General features: G+C 37.6%; 17 protein-coding genes and 2 pseudogenes. 3 read left to right on the top strand and 16 right to left on the bottom strand.

Annotation, left to right across the window (positions count from 1 at the left end):
- Positions 1–100: 100 nt before the first annotated feature.
- The gene (locus NST46_RS08355) at positions 101–1,558 is read left to right on the top strand and encodes a catalase (RefSeq protein WP_445321735.1); all 1,458 of its coding nucleotides are present in this window, start codon (positions 101–103) and stop codon (positions 1,556–1,558) included.
- A 69-nt stretch (positions 1,559–1,627) separates the two neighbouring features.
- Here the strand turns inward: NST46_RS08355 and NST46_RS08350 are convergent, their stop codons facing one another.
- The 6 genes from NST46_RS08350 to NST46_RS08325 form a co-directional block, all read right to left on the bottom strand.
- A complete protein-coding gene (locus NST46_RS08350) occupies positions 1,628–1,849 on the bottom strand; it encodes a helix-turn-helix domain-containing protein (protein ID WP_341137040.1) in 222 nt (73 codons plus the stop codon).
- Between the two features lie 9 nt (positions 1,850–1,858).
- Positions 1,859–2,335: a DUF2975 domain-containing protein gene (locus NST46_RS08345; RefSeq protein ID WP_341137039.1), complete on the bottom strand. Its 477-nt coding sequence runs from the start codon at positions 2,333–2,335 to the stop codon at positions 1,859–1,861.
- 382 nt (positions 2,336–2,717) lie between these two features.
- A complete protein-coding gene (phnE, locus tag NST46_RS08340; RefSeq protein WP_341137038.1) occupies positions 2,718–3,521 on the bottom strand; it encodes a phosphonate ABC transporter, permease protein PhnE in 804 nt (267 codons plus the stop codon).
- 10 nt (positions 3,522–3,531) lie between these two features.
- Entirely contained in the window at positions 3,532–4,347 is an 816-nt protein-coding gene (gene phnE, locus NST46_RS08335; RefSeq protein ID WP_095313051.1) for a phosphonate ABC transporter, permease protein PhnE, read from the bottom strand.
- Positions 4,322–5,107 carry a phosphonate ABC transporter ATP-binding protein gene (gene phnC, locus NST46_RS08330; RefSeq protein WP_341137037.1) on the bottom strand — a complete coding sequence of 262 codons (786 nt, stop codon included), beginning with the start codon at positions 5,105–5,107 and terminating at the stop codon, positions 4,322–4,324. The genes phnE (NST46_RS08335) and phnC overlap by 26 nt, the downstream gene beginning before the upstream one ends.
- A gap of 81 nt (positions 5,108–5,188) precedes the next feature.
- The gene (locus tag NST46_RS08325; RefSeq protein WP_341137036.1) at positions 5,189–6,259 is read right to left on the bottom strand and encodes a phosphate/phosphite/phosphonate ABC transporter substrate-binding protein; all 1,071 of its coding nucleotides are present in this window, start codon (positions 6,257–6,259) and stop codon (positions 5,189–5,191) included.
- Between the two features lie 272 nt (positions 6,260–6,531).
- Between NST46_RS08325 and norA the strand changes: the two genes are divergently transcribed.
- Positions 6,532–7,707 carry a multidrug efflux MFS transporter NorA gene (norA, locus tag NST46_RS08320; RefSeq protein WP_341137035.1) on the top strand — a complete coding sequence of 392 codons (1,176 nt, stop codon included), beginning with the start codon at positions 6,532–6,534 and terminating at the stop codon, positions 7,705–7,707.
- A 275-nt stretch (positions 7,708–7,982) separates the two neighbouring features.
- Here norA and NST46_RS08315 read toward each other — a convergent pair.
- The 7 genes and pseudogenes from NST46_RS08315 to NST46_RS08285 all read right to left on the bottom strand — a co-directional run bounded on the left by NST46_RS08315 (position 7,983) and on the right by NST46_RS08285 (position 15,507).
- Positions 7,983–8,474, bottom strand: a pseudogene (locus NST46_RS08315) (PTS sugar transporter subunit IIA).
- Between the two features lie 139 nt (positions 8,475–8,613).
- Positions 8,614–9,939, bottom strand: coding sequence for a 6-phospho-alpha-glucosidase (locus NST46_RS08310; RefSeq protein WP_341137034.1), 1,326 nt, complete (start codon positions 9,937–9,939; stop codon positions 8,614–8,616).
- Between the two features lie 21 nt (positions 9,940–9,960).
- On the bottom strand, positions 9,961–11,565 hold the full coding sequence (locus tag NST46_RS08305; RefSeq protein WP_303449387.1) for a PTS transporter subunit EIIC: 1,605 nt from the start codon (positions 11,563–11,565) through the stop codon (positions 9,961–9,963).
- A gap of 112 nt (positions 11,566–11,677) precedes the next feature.
- A complete protein-coding gene (locus tag NST46_RS08300; protein WP_341137033.1) occupies positions 11,678–12,448 on the bottom strand; it encodes a MurR/RpiR family transcriptional regulator in 771 nt (256 codons plus the stop codon).
- A 255-nt stretch (positions 12,449–12,703) separates the two neighbouring features.
- Positions 12,704–13,669: an NAD(P)H-dependent flavin oxidoreductase gene (locus tag NST46_RS08295; protein WP_095313043.1), complete on the bottom strand. Its 966-nt coding sequence runs from the start codon at positions 13,667–13,669 to the stop codon at positions 12,704–12,706.
- 182 nt (positions 13,670–13,851) lie between these two features.
- Complete coding sequence (locus NST46_RS08290) at positions 13,852–14,412, bottom strand: sugar O-acetyltransferase (RefSeq protein ID WP_341137032.1); 561 nt, start codon at positions 14,410–14,412, stop codon at positions 13,852–13,854.
- A 75-nt stretch (positions 14,413–14,487) separates the two neighbouring features.
- Positions 14,488–15,507 (bottom strand): ROK family transcriptional regulator, encoded by a 1,020-nt coding sequence (locus tag NST46_RS08285; RefSeq protein ID WP_303449379.1) that lies wholly within the window; start codon positions 15,505–15,507, stop codon positions 14,488–14,490.
- A 192-nt stretch (positions 15,508–15,699) separates the two neighbouring features.
- Here NST46_RS08285 and NST46_RS08280 point away from each other — a divergent pair, with 192 nt between their 5' ends.
- Positions 15,700–15,864, top strand: coding sequence for an IS3 family transposase (locus tag NST46_RS08280; RefSeq protein ID WP_303449471.1), 165 nt, complete (start codon positions 15,700–15,702; stop codon positions 15,862–15,864).
- A gap of 98 nt (positions 15,865–15,962) precedes the next feature.
- Here the strand turns inward: NST46_RS08280 and NST46_RS08275 are convergent, their stop codons facing one another.
- The 3 genes and pseudogenes from NST46_RS08275 to NST46_RS08265 form a co-directional block, all read right to left on the bottom strand.
- Positions 15,963–16,670 (bottom strand): FAD-dependent oxidoreductase, encoded by a 708-nt coding sequence (locus NST46_RS08275; protein WP_341137031.1) that lies wholly within the window; start codon positions 16,668–16,670, stop codon positions 15,963–15,965.
- A 135-nt stretch (positions 16,671–16,805) separates the two neighbouring features.
- Positions 16,806–17,219: an SRPBCC family protein gene (locus NST46_RS08270; protein WP_303449469.1), complete on the bottom strand. Its 414-nt coding sequence runs from the start codon at positions 17,217–17,219 to the stop codon at positions 16,806–16,808.
- A 138-nt stretch (positions 17,220–17,357) separates the two neighbouring features.
- Positions 17,358–17,552: pseudogene (locus tag NST46_RS08265) on the bottom strand (metalloregulator ArsR/SmtB family transcription factor); the annotation flags it as partial.
- Positions 17,553–17,744 lie beyond the last annotated feature (192 nt).

The raw sequence follows: 17,744 nt of genomic DNA, 5'->3' as shown, positions 1-17,744 counted from the left end.
AAATAGCATCTATAGAAATAAATTATAATTAATATAAATTAAAAACTATTATACTTTGGAGGTATTTATTTTGGGGAATATAAATGAAAACAAAAAAAGAATGACTACTGCATTTGGTAATCCTGTACCAAATGACTCAGATTCTAAGACAGCCGGTCCACGCGGCCCGTTATTAATGGAAGATTACTGGTTCCTCGAGAAACTAGCTCACTTTGATCGTGAGGTAATCCCAGAGCGCCGTATGCACGCGAAAGGTTCCGGTGCATACGGGACATTTACCGTTACGAACGATATTACAAAATATACGAAAGCAGACATTTTCTCAGAGGTTGGTAAGAAAACCGATATGTTTGTCCGCTTCTCAACTGTTGCTGGCGAACGCGGGGCTGCTGATGCAGAACGTGATATTCGTGGTACATCTATGAAATTCTATACAGAGGAAGGTAACTGGGATCTTGTCGGAAATAATACGCCTGTGTTCTTTATGAGAGATCCGAAGCGGTTCCCAGATTTAAACCATGTTGTAAAACGTGATCCAAAAACGAATATGCATAGCGCTCAAGCGAACTGGGATTTTTGGACAAGCTTACCGGAAGCACTGCATCAAGTGACAATCACGATGAGTGACCGTGGTATTCCAGCAAGCTATCGAAACATGCATATGTTTGGTAGTCATACGTATAGCTTTTTCAATGCAGAAAATGAACGATTTTGGGTAAAATTCCACTTCAAAACACAACAAGGAATTAAAAATCTGACTGAACAAGAAGCTGAAGCATTAGTTGGTCGCGACCGCGAAAGCCATCAACGAGATTTATTTCAAGCAATTGAACGCGGAGATAATCCAAAATGGACTTTATTTATCCAAGTTATGACAGAAGAATATGCAAGAAACATGAAAGATAATCCATTTGATATCACAAAGGTTTGGTATAAAGAGGATTTCCCACTAATTGAAGTTGGTGAGGTTGAATTAAATCGCAACCCAGAGAATTACTTTGAAGAAGTTGAGCAGGCTGCATTCGCTCCAACCAACATTGTTCCTGGTATTGGTTTCTCTCCAGATAGAATGTTACAAGGTCGCTTATTCTCATACGGAGATGCACAACGCTATCGTTTAGGTGTAAACCACTGGCAAATCCCAGTCAACTATCCGAAAAACGCGAAGAATTTCAACCCATATCACCGTGATGGTGCTATGAGAGTCATCCCTCATGGAAATCAAGTCACATATAGCCCAAATAGCTATGGTGAATGGGAAGACAGCAAGGAACACCAAGAACCAGCTCTAGATATTTTTGGTACTGCGGATTATCATAACTTCCGAGAAGATGATGATAATTACTATGAACAACCCGGTAGGTTATTCCGATTAATGACTGTAGAAGAGCAGCAAAGGTTATTTGAAAACACAGCAAAAAATATGCAAGGAACTACGAAGGAAATTCAATTAAGACATATTAACAATTGTTATAAAGCAGATCCAGCATATGGCGAAGGTGTAGCCAGAGCGCTTGGCGTTCCAGTGGATGAAATAGCTGTTCCTACTACTGTATAAACGAAAAAAAAGACTGTCCTCACTTGAAGGCAGTCTTTTTTATAACTACTGGATTTGGAAAAAGGTTACTTAATTGGTGCCACCCTCATCGGATCGATATTCCAATACATCACCCGGCTGACACTCTAATGCCTTACAAATGGCATCTAACGTTGAAATCCGAATTGCTTTTGCCTTCCCATTTTTCAATATAGAAAGATTTGCCATCGTTATGCCAACCCGCTCAGATAATTCCGTAACACTCATTTTTCGTTTTGCTAACATCACATCAATATTAATTATAATCGCCATATCATCACCTCATACCGTCAAATCATTTTCGGATTTTATATGAATCGCTTCTTCTAAAAGTCTTTGGAGAACCGCAGCAAAGACTGCGATCACCATCGAAGCAAAAATAGGGACCATTCCGATAATGATGAGACCTGGTGCATCATCTAGCTCTGCTACGATATAAACAAAAGGAATAATAAGCACATACAACCCACTGATTGTTATTGCACACCATTTAATTTTCTTTAGAGCCACAACAGATAATTTAGAGAAAGCCTGGTTCTTGTCAATATAGCTTAAAAGTTTAAAAGCCTCGTACAAAGCAAAGAAAAACGGAATCACTGATACATACATACCAATTATAATGGGATACAGAATATGATCATATTCTGGATTTGCTGGATTATTAACTAACCAATACACTCCGAATATAGATAAAGCAAGAACCGGAGTTCCAATAAGAAATAATGCTAACCTTAAAAAGAGTGTTGAACCATATTTCATTAAATACACCTCACTTTATTATTCTATTTGATTTTATCATTATATTTATCGTTTCACAATAAATAAATTACGATTTTCGATGTTTTTTTGTTGAAAACCAAATATAAAAAGAACAAAAAGGAGCTCGGCACCCAAGCTCCTTTTGCCTTTTCAACTAATGCACCATTTTGTTTAGAAGTTTTTTAAGATAATTTCCAAGCAGGAATTAAAGAATGGAAATGGGAAAAGTAACTTACTAAAATATGTATGAGCGTATACAAGCTCAATGTTGTTAAATATGTGATAAACCAACTATATAATGGCCGCCTTAAAAATAAATAGAGTAATAACATTCCAACTGGAAACGGCATTATTACAATAAGCCATATCAGCGCTCCAAGCGTTATCCCCTTACTAACTTTGTCCGAATTTTATTGGACACATATTCAACAATTAAAATAAGTATAACAAGACCAATTAAAATTGAACCAACCTCTTCCCAGCGATATGAATTCATGGCAAATATAAGCGGAGCACCAATTCCACCTGCTCCAACTAATCCTAGAACAGCTGCATCACGCAGATTCATATCAAATCGATAGATGATGATGGACAGGAACAAAGCTGAAAGCTGTGGCAGTATACCAAAACGTATTTTTTCTATCATGGTACATCCTAATGATTCCATCGACTCCAGAATAGACGTATCTAAATCTTCTATAACGTCTACATACAACTTTGCCAACATTCCTATACTTGTTAGAGACATTGTTAAAACGCCTGCAAACGGGCCTGGACCGGTTACCCGGATAAACATTAGTCCATAAACAATGGCAGGAATTGTCCTAATAAAAACGAGCAATAAGCGAATGATAATTGCTACTGGCTTCGGTACAATATTTGATGCGGATAAAAAAGCAAGCGGAATTGCCAGAATTGCTCCTACAATGGTACCTAAGAAAGCAATTGCTACTGTTTCAATGAGCAAATAAGGTACCCCATTCGTAAAATTAAACAACAATTCTACATCTGGTTGAACGAGACCCAACAGGATATTTTTGGAGATTGTAAGTCCATTCACTGTTAATTCATCAAACTGGATGGCAGACAACGACCAACCAAAAAGGATAATCAAGATCAATGCTGTCATTATTTGTGTAAGACGGCGATTCGGTTCCAGTTCGTACTGTTTATCGATATGATTCATATGTAATCTCCTACTTTAATTTCTTTCGGTAATGTTCACTAATCGATTCAATCAAATAGACAACAACAACTAGCATCAGTAAAATCATGCCTACATTTGCGTAGTTTCGCCATCCAAGACTTTCATTTAGCAGCAGTCCAATACCACCTGCTCCAACGTACCCTAAAATAGCTGCGTAACGAACATTTCCCTCAAAACAAAACAAGGAAGTCGATAAATAATTCGGTAGTATTTGCGGGAAAATAGCATACCGAAATGATTGGATTGTTGTTAATCCCATCGAATGCATCGCCTCATATGCATCCATATTGACATTCTCTATTTGCTCGTATAGTAATTTGCCTACATATGCGATTGTAAATAAGTAAATTGCAACAGTTCCCGCAAACGTTCCAAGTCCGAAAATATAGGTAGCAATAAGAGCAACAATCAATGTTGGAAGTGTACGCAATAAGCTTAGGGCAAATTTGGTTGCAGATGAAATCCAGGCTGCCTTCGCAATATTACTTGCTGCAAGTATCGCTAACGGCAATGCAGAAATGGCACCTAAAAGTGATCCAAGTAGTGACATTTTAATAGTATCTAATAATGGTTTCCAAATATGCGGAACATAAGCCCATGTTGGTGAAAGCATCTCTTGTATAATGACAAAGAACTGGCGGATTCTAGTGATTAGAATTTCAAGATCGAACCCCGTAATTTGAATAGACCAGTAGGAAAATCCGAGTAAAAGCAGAATAATAACGGGCGTCATGGACCTCCTTTCCACTACTACTTTTCCATTTGGAAGTGTTAATTTCTTAGTTGGTAACAGCTTCGCGAGCACGGGCAATGTCCTCCCCTTTTTCAACAGACCCTTTATAAATCTGTTCTAAAATCTCGTCTGTTACATCCTCTGTGCGTCCATCATAGACAATTTCTCCAGCACGTATGCCAATAATTCGACTCGCATATTCCAGTGCTAATTCGACATGATGAATATTCATGATAACGGTCATATGAAGTTCCTGATTAATTCGCCTGAAGTCTTCCATTACTTGATTTGCAGTTACTGGATCAAGTGATGCCACAGGCTCATCAGCTAAAATTATTTTGGGGTTTTGCGCAAGTGTACGCGCGAGAGCTACACGCTGTTGCTGTCCGCCTGACAATTGATCAACCCTAACGAATGCCTTATCTAAAATACCAACCCGATCAAGTGCAATTAACGCCTGTTTTTTCTCTTGTTCTGTAAACACACCTAGCACCTTTCTCCATAAAGGTATTTCAGGAACAAAAGAAACAAGCACGTTTTTCATAACCGAGATACGGGTGACTAAGTTAAATGACTGAAAAATCATTCCAATGCTGCGACGCAATTGGCGTATCCCCTTTCCTCTTAATGTGCTGATTTCGACATCGTCTACCTTCAAAGAGCCGCTTGATATATCGTGCATACGATTAACGCAACGCAGTAACGTCGATTTCCCAGCGCCTGAAAGCCCAATAATAGCTACATATTCTCCTTGATCAATCTGAAGATCAATATCCTTTAACGCCAATAAACCATTGGGATATTGTTTTTGGACTTGTTTAAATTCAATCATGATGATACTCCAATCCTAGAAAAAAATGAGAACATAGAATAACGTTCTCATTTTTCTATCATTCTATTTGCATTCTGATCCTTAGTTTGACCCTACTTGCTGCACAATTTCCTGGGCCTTTCGTTCATTATCATAGTCTTCATCTGTCGCATCTTGATACCCTTCATGACTGTAGATCGCAATAACTTCTTTTCCCTCTTCTGATTCTCCAATATTCATAAATGCTTTCTTTAATGCTGCTTTCAAATCATCATTCATTATTTCAGAGTTTTTGCTCACACTAATGGTGTCATTATAGATTGCTGGCATAACACCAATGACATCTGTTTCTTCCCAGATATCAGCGTCACGACCGTATTCCGTCGTCCATGTGTCTACAAAGTCACGACGTGCATCTGCATACGTAACTAATACATCTGTTTGTCCGGTAGCTAAACGAGCAAATGCACTTCCATATGAATCAGCTTGTACCGCTTTTGATAAGTCCGTAATTGTCTTATTAAAGTTTTCTTGCAACCATAATGCAGGGTAAATGTAACCCGCTGGAGATGACGATGACATCACATTCCAAGTCGCATTATCTACATCTTCAAATGTCAGCTCTTCCCCATTATTTACTTTCTCGGCTAAAGCTTGTCCGTTCTCTGATGGACCTGCAATTAATAATGCACGATATGAAGTTGTTTGTTCATCCGTTGGTTCTGTTGGTTCATTTTCATTCCAATCTGCAGCATTATCCGAGTCATTGCTTAAACCTGCACGTGTTGCTGTTAATATAACTTCAGCACCGTCATCATACAATACATATGTACCGCCTGGAATAAATCCAATATCCGTTGTTCCGGCTGAGAGTGCTTCTCCAACTGCCTCATAATTTGTACCTACATTTATTTCAATTTCACCTATGTCATATCCTAAGCCAGATAGCTCTTCTGTTAATAACTCCTTTAACGGTTCTGTAGCAGTAATAATTTCCTCTGGTTCACGAGAAGGTACAAATCCAATGGACAATTTTTCAATAGATTCATTTTCTGTTGTATCACTAGAATTAGCGCCTTCTGTAGAAGCATCACTTTCTTCCGTCTGATCACCACAAGCTGCTAAAACTACTGCAAATAGTAATGTTGCAGCAAATAAAATAACTTTCTTCATGTAACAATCCCCCTAAGCCTTAATACCGATAAGTTTAACAGAATTATATTAATTAACTGTAAATTGTTTGTTAAGTTAAATTATAATTATGCAGATAATTGATAGTTAAAACCTAATATCAAGAATTAAAAGAAGTTTAATTGCAATCCACTTTTTTATTAAATAGAGTGGGTATGTACACGAAACAAAAATCGAAAAATAAAGATTGCATGTATGAGGGAAAAAGAGTAGAATTCTAATATTACTTAGGAAAAGAATATAGGTGACATAAGATGAAGAAGAGAAAAGAAATGACATTAGCCATACTACTTATGAACATATTTTTTGTCTTTTTAGGAATCAGTTTAGTTATACCTGTACTGCCAACAATAATGAATGAGTTAAATATTAGTGGTACCGTTGTTGGCTATTTAACCGCAGCATTTGCTTTAACACAATTAATTTTTTCTCCATTTGCTGGAAAAGCTGCTGATAAATTCGGCCGGAAAATTATGATTGTGATCGGTTTATTTATTTTCAGTTTTTCCGAACTATTATTCGGACTGGGAAAAACAATAGAAGTTCTATTTATATCACGTATTTTAGGTGGCGTAAGTGGTGCTTTTATCATGCCTGCTGTGACGGCATTTATTGCCGACGTTACCACAATAGAGAAACGCCCAAAAGCACTTGGCTATATGTCTGCAGCAATTAACACCGGTTTTATAATCGGGCCTGGCATCGGCGGCTTTTTGGCGGAAATCGGTACAAGAGTTCCATTTTTTTCAGCCGCTGCTTTTGCTTTTGTAGTCGCGATTTTATCCATTTTCACATTGAAGGAGCCTAGCTCTAAAGCAGAAGACACGTTGGATGAATCACCATTAGCTGGAAAGAACAGCTTAAAGAAAATGTTAAAGCCAATGTTCTTTATTGCCTTTATCGTAATTTTCATAGCATCATTTGGTTTAGCTGCATTTGATTCTTTATTCAGCCTATATGTTGACCATAAATTTGCATTTAGCCCGTCGGATATAGCTATTGCCATTACAGGTGGTGCAATTATCGGTGCACTCTTCCAGATTCTATTATTTGATCCATTAACCAGATATATGGGGGAAGTTAATATCATTCGTTGGTCATTACTATTCTCGACGATTTTAGTTTTCGCGATGACACTCGTAAACACCTACTGGACAATCATGGCAGTGACATTTACGGTATTCATCGGATTTGACCTTATTCGTCCGGCTGTAACGACCTACCTCTCACGCATCGCCGGTAATGAGCAAGGATTTGTTGGCGGGATGAACTCCTTCTTCACTTCGCTTGCCAATGTGTTTGGACCAGTTCTGGGAGGTATGCTGTTTGATATCGATATAAATTTCCCTTTTTATTTTAGTGCAGTTGTGATTATACTAGGTTTCGTAATGACGATGTTCTGGAAGGATCCACATTTGAAGGGGATTTAAATATTACAAGAAGAAGTAACTGTAATCGTTTTGGCTAAGTTAGAATTCCCGTTGTTTTGATAGCTTCTTACTAGCTTTATGAACTAACTTATCTAATTAGAAAAAAATACCATTCAACTCCCACATACTTTGTTAAACCGGAGTTGAATGGTTTACAACCTAACGGATAACTAGATCGTATGCCCGCTTGTTACTGGTCCAATCATATCTGCTTACAAAAAAAGATGTCCGTAATTAGGACAGCCTTACAGATAGAGAATGATTATACACTCGCCTTATTTTATTTTCACCTTCAACAATACAGATTCACCATGATTCGCAGTACTATCCTCACTTTTTACTAATTCTTGAACTTGATCAAAATTCGTAATAACAACTGGCGAAACAATACTATCCGCTTTTTCTTTGATTAATTCTAAGTCAAAGCTGATTAGTTTATCACCAGCACGCACCTTATCACCTTGTTGAACGTAACCTTCGAACCCTTCTCCGTTAAGTGCAACTGTTTCTAAACCGATATGAATTAAAACTTCTAACCCATTGTTTCCCCGAATTCCAACGGCATGTTTGGTTGGAAAAAATTGAACAACTTCACCATCGAGAGGGGATACCACAATTCATTCTGTCGGTTCAACCGCAATCCCATCACCAAGCATTTTTTGACTGAACATATCATCCGGAACAGCTTCAATTTTCAAGATGTTCCCAGTTATCGGTGAAACTAAATTTTCTAATGTCTCTTTTTTGCCAAATAATTTCTTTAACATGCTGTTACCTCCGATTATATATAGGAACAGACGAAAATAGTTCCCTTTTTCGCCTGCTCCCTTCATTTATAAAGAGTTCATCTCAACTGACGCATATCGCGTTTACTGCATATTCAATCCGCCCGCTTTAGCTTTGTCATTACTTCAATTCTGGCCAGTAGTCTTTGTTTGCTTCAATCAAATCATCTAATACATCCTTCGCTACTTTGGCACTCGGTACAGTTTTAGAGAGTGTAAGAGCCTGCCATAATTTTTGATAGCTTCCTTCGATATATGCTTGTACTACTAGTTTTTCAACCGTTACTTGCTGATACATTAAAGCTCTTTCGAATTCGGGAATCTTTCCTTGACTTAATGGTTCTGGACCATCTGTACCAACAATACATGGTACTTCTACCATTGCATCATCATCAAAGTTTGCGATTGCTCCATTGTTTTCTACAATTAAGAGCATTCGTTCATGTGTGTTGAAAGCAATTGCACGAGCTAAGTCCACAATAAATGTTGCATGACTGCCGATTCCGAATTCACTGCCTTCTCCTGTACCTTTTTCAACAATCGTTCTAGCAGTTGAAAATACTTCTTTTTCGCGACCATCAATTACTTCATTTGCACGCGTATATTCTGGGTTAGCATTGGCTACCTCATAATCAGGGTAGAGATAGTATTTCAAATAGGTATTTGGCAAGAATCTAGGATTAACCGCTAATAGGTCTTTTGCTTTCTTGTGTGTTTCTTGCCAACTTTGGTCCATATGCTGTGTATCCACTTCAATTTGCGTTAAGTATCCATTTTCCGCAACATAGTCACGGATTTGTGGCAAGTATTCGTTACCTTCTTTATCCTTTACACTTGTCCACCAGCCAAAGTGATTTAATCCAAAGTAACGAACATCTAGATCCTGTGGTGTTTTCCCAATGATTTGTGACATTCTGCGGATTGTTCCAACAGGCATATCGCAAATATTTAAGACTTTAGAATCGGGGCGTAAGATTCGGCATGCTTCTGCAATAATCGCTGCTGGATTAGAATAGTTTAACATCCAAGCGTCTGGGGAATATTTTTCCATCGTATCGATCAATTCAATCATGTCCCCTATACTGCGCATTCCATAAGCAATCCCACCTGGACCACATGTTTCTTGCCCCACAACACCATGTTTCAACGGGATTTTTTCATCCATTTCGCGCATTTTATATTGACCTGACCGGATATGAGCAAAGCAGAAATCAATGTCTGTGAATGCTTCTTCTGGATCTGTAGTAAAAATGTAATTGATATCAGGTGCTTGTTCTTTTAACACAATTTCAAGCGCTTCACCAAGCACTGCTTGTCTTTCATGATCATTATCATACAATTTCAATGTACGAATTGGAAAACGATCCAAGTTATCTAACAGCATCATTACAATACCTGGTGTATACGTGCTTCCTCCACCTGCGATTACGACTGAAAATTGTTTCATATTATTTCGTCCTCTCTATATTTATTCGTCTACTTGTCTACCTAAATAGTTATCTACCGCTTTTCTAATGTTGCTTACTTGTAATCCATATACGACTTGAACATTTTGGTCTTTAATAATGACACCGCTTGCCCCGGTTTCACTCTTCAATGTCGCTTCGTCGACCATGTCTGGTTTATCTAAAGTTAATCGGAGTCTCGTGTAACAATTCGTTACCGTATTAATATTGTCAGATCCTCCTAGCGCATCGACAATAACACTTGCCATTGCTGGTTCTCCCTGATCTTGATCTGATACCGTGTTTTCCCCTTTTGCTTTGCTTTCTTTATAGTCATTTTTCGAGTATAGTTTAGCTTCTTTACCGTCATCTTCCCGACCAATTGTCTTGAAGTTAAATTTCGTAATTAAGAAGCGGAAAACCACATAATAGATTCCAAAGAAAAGTAATCCAACTAAGATATACATTGGCCAGCTCGTTTTTTCGAAACCTAAAGGTAAATTGAATAGCAGAAAGTCAATCATTCCATTTGGACCAATAGCCCGGACATCCAGAAGATTCAATGTCACCATACTCAAGCCACTTAGCGCAGCATGAACTACGAAAAGAAGTGGTGCGACAAACATAAACGAGAACTCGATTGGTTCTGTTACACCAGCAATAAATGAAGTAAATGCTGCTGGAATTAAGATCGCTTTTACTTTTGCTTTATTTTCTGGTCTTGCCATGTGGTACATTGCTAAACATGCACCAAGTAATCCGAACATTTTTGCTATTCCACGCGCATCCCATATTACGCTTTCAGAAAGACGTGTTACAGATGGATCCGAAATTTCAGCATAATAAATATTTCTTGCTCCTTCGAATACTTGTCCGCCAACCTCTGCCACACCACCCAATGATGTATAAAGGAATGGCGTGTATACTAAGTGATGCAAACCTGTTGGAATCAATAGTCTTTCTAACATTCCGTATAAGAAAATTCCAAAGCTGCCGCTACGATTAATCAGCGTACCTAAGTTGTTAATGCCTGTTTGGAAAAACGGCCAAATATAAGTTAGTGCAATTGCCAATAATACAACGACTGGAATAAGTACAATAAATACAAAACGTGACCCGCCATAGATTTGGAATGCACCTTTAAACTCAGTATCAACAAACTTATTATGAACAATCGCGGTTATAATACCGAGAATAATACCTAGAAAAACACCCATATCAAGGATTTGAACGCCTAATACCAATGTTTGTCCAGTACCCTGCAATGCTTCAGCTTCTGTCAAAAGGCCAGTTAGTTCCATAAATTTATTCATAGCGTTTACAAAAACTAAATAGCCTAGTAATGCAGTAAATCCAGCTATTGATTTTTCTTTCGTTGCTAATCCTATTGCGATACCTACACTGAAGATCAGCCCTAGGTTACCTAATATCGAAACCAATGATCCAGTTAGAATAGAACCGAATCCTGTCATGATTGGATTATCCATAAAGGGAACGGTTTCAATTAACCTTTGATTGGTCAACAAATTTCCAAGTGCGATTAAAATACCAGCAATTGGTAAAATAAGTACAGGAATGAACATGGCTTTTGAAAACCTTTGCATTCCTTCCATCATTTTGGCCTTCATTTTTACACCTCCAGTGAATCTCCTGTTTACGTCATATAGTGTACCCCTCCAACAAATTAATGTCGATAGTTTCAAGACCACAAAAAACGTGTTTCATATCTTGAAACACGTTTCACTTCTCATCATTATTTTTATTTAAACGCCCGAAATATTCTTTCAAAATATATTCAAACAACATCAAAAGTCTAGGAAAGAAAATGTTCGGTAGCATATTCCGGTCATCTAGTTTATTGTTATCAAACAACTTAAAATTGAGATCGGCTATTTCAGTTGTTCGATTTTCCGTTTCCTTTGTGAATGAAACTGTAAAGATATCATGTTCTTTCGCCGCTTTTAGTTTATCAATCACTTGTTGGGTTTCACCGGATTTCGATATGACAACCAGCGCACCAATGTCTTCTAAATTATTTTCAAAAACTCCTATCGAATCCGTTCCACTGGCAATAATGGTCTTTTTCCCCAGAACAAGCAGTTTTTTATATAGATACTCTGCCGCAATCGCCGAGAAACCTGTTGCATATATAAAAATATAGTTTTGTCTTAAATGTAGAACCTTTTCAATAAAAAGATTGACTTCTTCCATTGTATTATATTCAAAAAAATCCTGAAGCCGAATTTCTGGAAAGTCACCAATCACTTCCGTTTGTTGTAGACTTGCCTTTTTGACTTGTGGAACGAGTTGATAATACATATCGACAAATCCTGTATACCCCAACTTTTTCGATAAACGAATAACCGTTGCCGAAGATGTATAATTATCTCTAGCAATTTCACGCACACCTTTTTGTAAAACCGTATCGATATTTTCTACGATATATTTAAGAATCTGGGCATCCAATTCCGTTAGATTCTTCCCTTGGGTTAACTTGCTTATGTCTATCATGTGTTGTCACTCACATTCCTCATTGCTATACTATGTTTTATTATAGCCTAATAGCGGATGGAACTACAATATCCTTTATAAGCTGTCTGCTCTCTTTATTGTTTACAGTTACAACTAACGGATTACAGCTTTTCCTTCAATTCCTCAATTCTGCCTTCGCTAAATGTTTTACTATAATTCACATCGCAGATACTTCTATTAAAAGCTCCATAGAGTTATTTATGTGCATTTATTTTATTAATATTATCTACTGGATTACCCTCTTATAATATTACGAATACGGCTCAGACTATTTTCTGCTGTTAAAATCATCTCAGCAAACAATTCCTGTACTGTTGGTACGTTGTTGATAAGACCAATTACCTGCCCAGCCCAGCCAAACCCTTCTTCTTCATGACCATCATAAATATATCTACAATTCGTTTTGCCACTAATCATATCTTTCAGATCCTCGTACGTTGCTCCTTGATGTTCTCGATCGATAATTTCTAAAGCAAAATCTGATTGAAGAACTCGTCCTGGGGCACCTAATGATTTTTTAATAATGACCGTGTCTGTTTCTTGCGCTTGTAAAAGCGCATTTTTATAGTCGTAATGTGCATGTACGCATTCTTGGGTAGCAATAAAACGAGTCCCCATCACGATACCTTCTGCACCAAGAGAAAAAGCTGCTAATAAACCTCTGCCGTCGCCTATTCCTCCTGCTGCTAACACGGGAATGGATACATGGTCTACAATACGAGGAATCAGCACCATTGTACCAATATCGTCACGCCCTAAATGACCTCCACCTTCTTGTCCAACTGCAATAAGTGCATCCGCTCCAAGCTGTTCTGCTTTCTGTGCATGTCTAACTCCTGAAACAAGGACAAGCGTCTTAATATTCTCGTCTTTGAGTCGTTCTAACACAGGTTTTGGATTACCACCAGTAATAGAGATTACCGGTACCTTTTCCTCTATTGCCACTTCTAATAATTCCTCGTATTCACCGTTGTACTTTGCAATAGCAAAGTTTACACCAAAAGGCTTGTTCGTAAACTCACGTAATTTATGAATTTCATTCCGAAGATTTTCAGGCGTACGTAATGTTGCTGCAGTAATTTGCCCTAGTCCTCCGGCATTTGAGACAGCAGCAGCTAGTTCTGCATAACCTAAATAAGCTAGACCACCTTGTATGATTGGATACTGAATTCCGAATAGATCTGTTACTTGAGTTTTCACGGTTTCCCCTCCTTATAATAGTGTCATCAATATTTTATCACTTGTTACTATTACTTGGTACTAATTCGTATTAAAATGTATTATATAAAGTAAGGAAAATTATATTAATAAAGGTACAATTCCTTGTGAATGGAATTGCACCACTTGTTTAAAAGAACTTGATTAGTTAAGCAAAAGGAATCTTATAGTTCAATTTGTTTAATGATTCTAGCAGGGTTACCCCCAACTACCACATTATCTGGTATGTCCTTCGTAACGACTGCACCAGCTCCAACCACAACATTATCTCCTATTGTTACTCCTGGATTTATAATTGCACTTCCTCCAATCCATACATTGTTGCCAACTGTAATCGGTTTTCCGCTTTCTATCCCAGAATTTCGTTCCACTGGATGAAGCGGATGTGTTGCTGTATAGATTTGTACCCTTGGTCCAAGCATACAATTATCTCCAAAACGCACTTCACAAATATCTAAAAACGTACAGTCAAAATTCGCATAAAAATTGTCTCCTACGTATGTATTATAACCATAATCAAATCGTATATTTGGTTCCATATAGATATTTTCTCCTGTCGAACCAAATAATCCCTCTAATAGTTTTGTTCGCTTTTCTCCCTCTGTCTCTAACGTTTGATTATATTGCCTAACCTTACGTCTTGCTGCCATACGATCCTTTACCAATTCTGAATCTGCGGGATTATACATTTCTCCAGCTATCATTTTTTCTTTTTCCGTTTTCATCTTAAATGACCTACTCTCCACTATAATGATTATCAAGCACCTATCCAGTCCCTTGCTCCGTATACGTCCATATCCCTATTTCGCTATCATAAGATCGAGGCAAAGCCTTTGTAACCCAAATAAATAATCCTGTTTCCAATTACTCACCGTAAGTTCCGGAAGATGTTCTGACGGGATATATGTTGAACTAGCGATGGCGATTTTACTTAACATCCCTTTTTCGATTTCATCCTCACTAAAAATAATGGTATGTGGGTTTATGATAGCTACAAAAGAGGCTACTAATCTGCTTATTGCATCAATCTGTTCATCCTCATTGACCAATCTCTTTTTTTGTCCAATTCCCTTTTCTAGTACCTGCCCAAAGTTATGTTCACTATATTGAGGGACGAACGAAATCTCTCCAGCAAAAAACGTACTTCCTCTTACCACATCTCCATTTATCATAAACCCTGCCCCCGGGCCATTTTGGCCAAAATACAAATAGATAAGAGACTGATTATTTTCCATTCTTTTTTGGTGGTTAAAACCAAGAACAACAGCATTCATATCGTTCTCTACCACAACAGGAATATTAAAATAACCCTCATAATACGTCTTCAAATCAACATTTTGAAACTGCTCATACCCTGGCATGTAGAAAATCTTCCCGTGATCAACCGACCCTGGAACACCGATAGCGATGGAAGTAATTTTTGAAGAATTAGTTGTTATTACTTTTTCAATCAGTTGTGTTAATAAATTCATGCCATTATCTATTAGTACACTTGGGGCTTTTCCTTGCTCCTTTTTTTCACCTAAGCAATTGAAAATTGTATAATAGGTCTCTTCCTTCTCTATAAAGACTGCAAGACCAAGCATATACTCTGAATTGTACGTATATCTTTTTGCTCTTCTTCCACCACTTGATTCATCTAAACCAACTGCTATCACTTCACCATCTTTCTCCATCTGTGCAAGGAACTTACTTATTGTTGGAAAGCTAATTTCTAGCTTGCTGCTAAGCTCAGCCTTTGTTGCACTTCCAAGCTCTAAGAGAGATTTACGAATACCAAGAGTAATTACTCTCTTCAATGATTTTGAAGCAGCTTCCACAAACATCACCACCTATAAAAAGACTTATTAAATACGTTTAATAAGTACCGTTGACACTATATCATACAAGATTGATGAAAACAATTGGGAATTTAAGATCCATTTTCCCCGCTGAAAACAAGACCTCCCTATGATCACTTATCAACACTAGTTCCTTTCCCATCCCTGTAATCACCTCAACAGATATAATGAATTGAAATTGTAGAAGATGCTTTAGCCAACGGGAAGAACGATCATGAGACATTTGAGGATCTCTCAACAGCAATTGATAAATATATTTACTTCTACAATCATGATAGATATCAAGAAAGACTAAACGGCTTCAACCCTATTGAATATAGAGCTAAAGCCGTATAAATCCTTTTATTATTTCCACTGTCTACTTGACAGGGGGAAGTTCAACAAAATAGGATTTTTGTATGATACCATAATTGTGGGCTCATATTCATTTTTAATTAATATCCAAAAAAGGCATCCTTTTTGATATTTCGTTTGGGAACATCGTTATTTCTTAAATGACTTGAAATAGACTCGACCATGGTTTTTGGACCTGCAATAAAATATTTACCGTTGTTCTGATATAAATCGCTAAACTGATTTATTTCCTGATGCAAGTCCTCCCTTGTATCAAGGTAAGTTACATGTATGGCAGGATAGTTAGCAATTTCATCAAGTTCATCTTTAAAGATATGGGATTTATCACTATCTAGATAAAGCAGATGTATTGGGTTCTCACGGAGACTTCCTTCCGCTTCTATTTGTTTTAGAATTGATCGAAATGGGGTAATGCCAATCCCACCTGCAATGAGGATTGAAGGACTGTTATTTTCCAAGTGAAATGATCCTACAGGTCCGCTTATACTAATCTTCATTCCTTGTTTGAGTTCTAACATTTCCTGTTTAAAATCACTTGGATTATCCTTAATCCGCATTGTTAATTTAACAACTTTTTCTGCAGGAGCTGAGGCTACGGTAAATGGCCGCGTAGCATTTTTTATTTTCTTATGCGTAATAGTAAACAGACCGTGTTGCCCTGCTTCCCAGGTTAAATCATCTGGCTTTTCAAACAGAAAGGTATACACGCCTTCTGCTTCTTCATAGCGCTCTAAAAGTAATAATTCTCTCTTCTTAAACACCGCTATCATATCTTTGAAAAAACTCATTTTCTTATCTCCCCTTTTAATATTAGCTACCCCTACACATGTTAGTAATTGGGTAATTGATAGCCTTTGATGGTTCGGGCCGTTCCACTAGACCGTCTAAGATTTTATATAAGGCAAGGAGAAAGACAATAACGCTTATTGATCCAACACTTCCCCAAGCTGCTCACCCATTTTAGTCCAGCTATATATTGCCCCCTCGATAGCACCTTTGGTGGCTTTTGTTTCTTCACTGAATCCAGCTTGTTCGAAGTGCAAGTGAGTAGTTCCATCTGAACCTTCCTTCAACGTCCATGTAACAGTTGTGTTCTCACCTTGGCTTGCCCACGTATAAGATATTTTATGAGGTTCTTCCACTTCAAGCACTTCACAATCAACAATTCCGTTCCACCATTTATTTGGCTCTGCTCGGAATTGAAATTTATGTCCAACTACTGGCTTAAAGTCATTTTCCCATATCCACTTTGCAAGCATTTCCGAATCCGTTAATGCCTTCCACACTTCTTCAATTGAACTTGTATATTGAAAATCTAATGATACATCTGCTTTCATTTTTTGTTCCTCCAATAAAAGATTTAATTTAAACATTCTTTCCTTCCAGAAATCTTCATAAAAAGATACCCAATCATGAATTTCCTTCAAAGGGGTGGCATTCAACCGATAACGCGTTTCCCTGCCAATCTTCCTGCTGACTACAAGACCAGCATCTTTTAGGATTGTCAAGTGCTTTGAAACTGCCGTACGACCCATTTCGAAATGAACGGTTAACTCATATAGCGGTAATTCTTCCGCATCGGCTAATAGACGAAGCAGCCTCCGTCGGGTTTGATCGGAAATAGCTTCGTAAACATCTCTTTCCGTTCTCTTTTCGCTCAATATCACCATCCCCTGATCTTACGTTTTAATACGACACTTAAAGGTGTCCTATTTATCCGTTATAATACGACACCATTTAGTGTCGTGTCAAGTATTCCCTTAAGTTTAGATGTTTAGCCAGAGATTTTTATGTCCAACACAAATCTTTACCCACAGGTTTTACAGGAAATTTACACAACTGATTATCAATCTTAATAATTC

The sequence above is a fragment of the Oceanobacillus sp. FSL W7-1309 genome (assembly GCF_038002145.1).
GTDB classification, from domain to species: Bacteria; Bacillota; Bacilli; order Bacillales; family Amphibacillaceae; genus Oceanobacillus; species Oceanobacillus profundus.
This window is presented reverse-complemented; position numbering and strand designations above follow the sequence as displayed.

Excerpts from the sequence above, each read along its gene's own strand:
- NST46_RS08345 (WP_341137039.1), bottom strand. The coding sequence starts at position 2,335 with ATGAAATATGGTTCAACACTCTTTTTAAGGTTAGCATTATTTCTTATT.
- NST46_RS08270 (WP_303449469.1), bottom strand. The coding sequence starts at position 17,219 with ATGAAAGCAGATGTATCATTAGATTTTCAATATACAAGTTCAATTGAA.
- phnE (WP_341137038.1), bottom strand. The coding sequence starts at position 3,521 with ATGAATCATATCGATAAACAGTACGAACTGGAACCGAATCGCCGTCTT.
- NST46_RS08350 (WP_341137040.1), bottom strand. The coding sequence starts at position 1,849 with ATGGCGATTATAATTAATATTGATGTGATGTTAGCAAAACGAAAAATG.
- NST46_RS08355 (WP_445321735.1), top strand. The coding sequence starts at position 101 with ATGACTACTGCATTTGGTAATCCTGTACCAAATGACTCAGATTCTAAG.
- phnC (WP_341137037.1), bottom strand. The coding sequence starts at position 5,107 with ATGATTGAATTTAAACAAGTCCAAAAACAATATCCCAATGGTTTATTG.
- NST46_RS08300 (WP_341137033.1), bottom strand. The coding sequence starts at position 12,448 with ATGATAGACATAAGCAAGTTAACCCAAGGGAAGAATCTAACGGAATTG.
- NST46_RS08325 (WP_341137036.1), bottom strand. The coding sequence starts at position 6,259 with ATGAAGAAAGTTATTTTATTTGCTGCAACATTACTATTTGCAGTAGTT.
- NST46_RS08305 (WP_303449387.1), bottom strand. The coding sequence starts at position 11,565 with ATGAAGGCCAAAATGATGGAAGGAATGCAAAGGTTTTCAAAAGCCATG.
- NST46_RS08310 (WP_341137034.1), bottom strand. The coding sequence starts at position 9,939 with ATGAAACAATTTTCAGTCGTAATCGCAGGTGGAGGAAGCACGTATACA.
- NST46_RS08275 (WP_341137031.1), bottom strand. The coding sequence starts at position 16,670 with ATGAGTTTTTTCAAAGATATGATAGCGGTGTTTAAGAAGAGAGAATTA.
- norA (WP_341137035.1), top strand. The coding sequence starts at position 6,532 with ATGAAGAAGAGAAAAGAAATGACATTAGCCATACTACTTATGAACATA.
- NST46_RS08290 (WP_341137032.1), bottom strand. The coding sequence starts at position 14,412 with ATGAAAACGGAAAAAGAAAAAATGATAGCTGGAGAAATGTATAATCCC.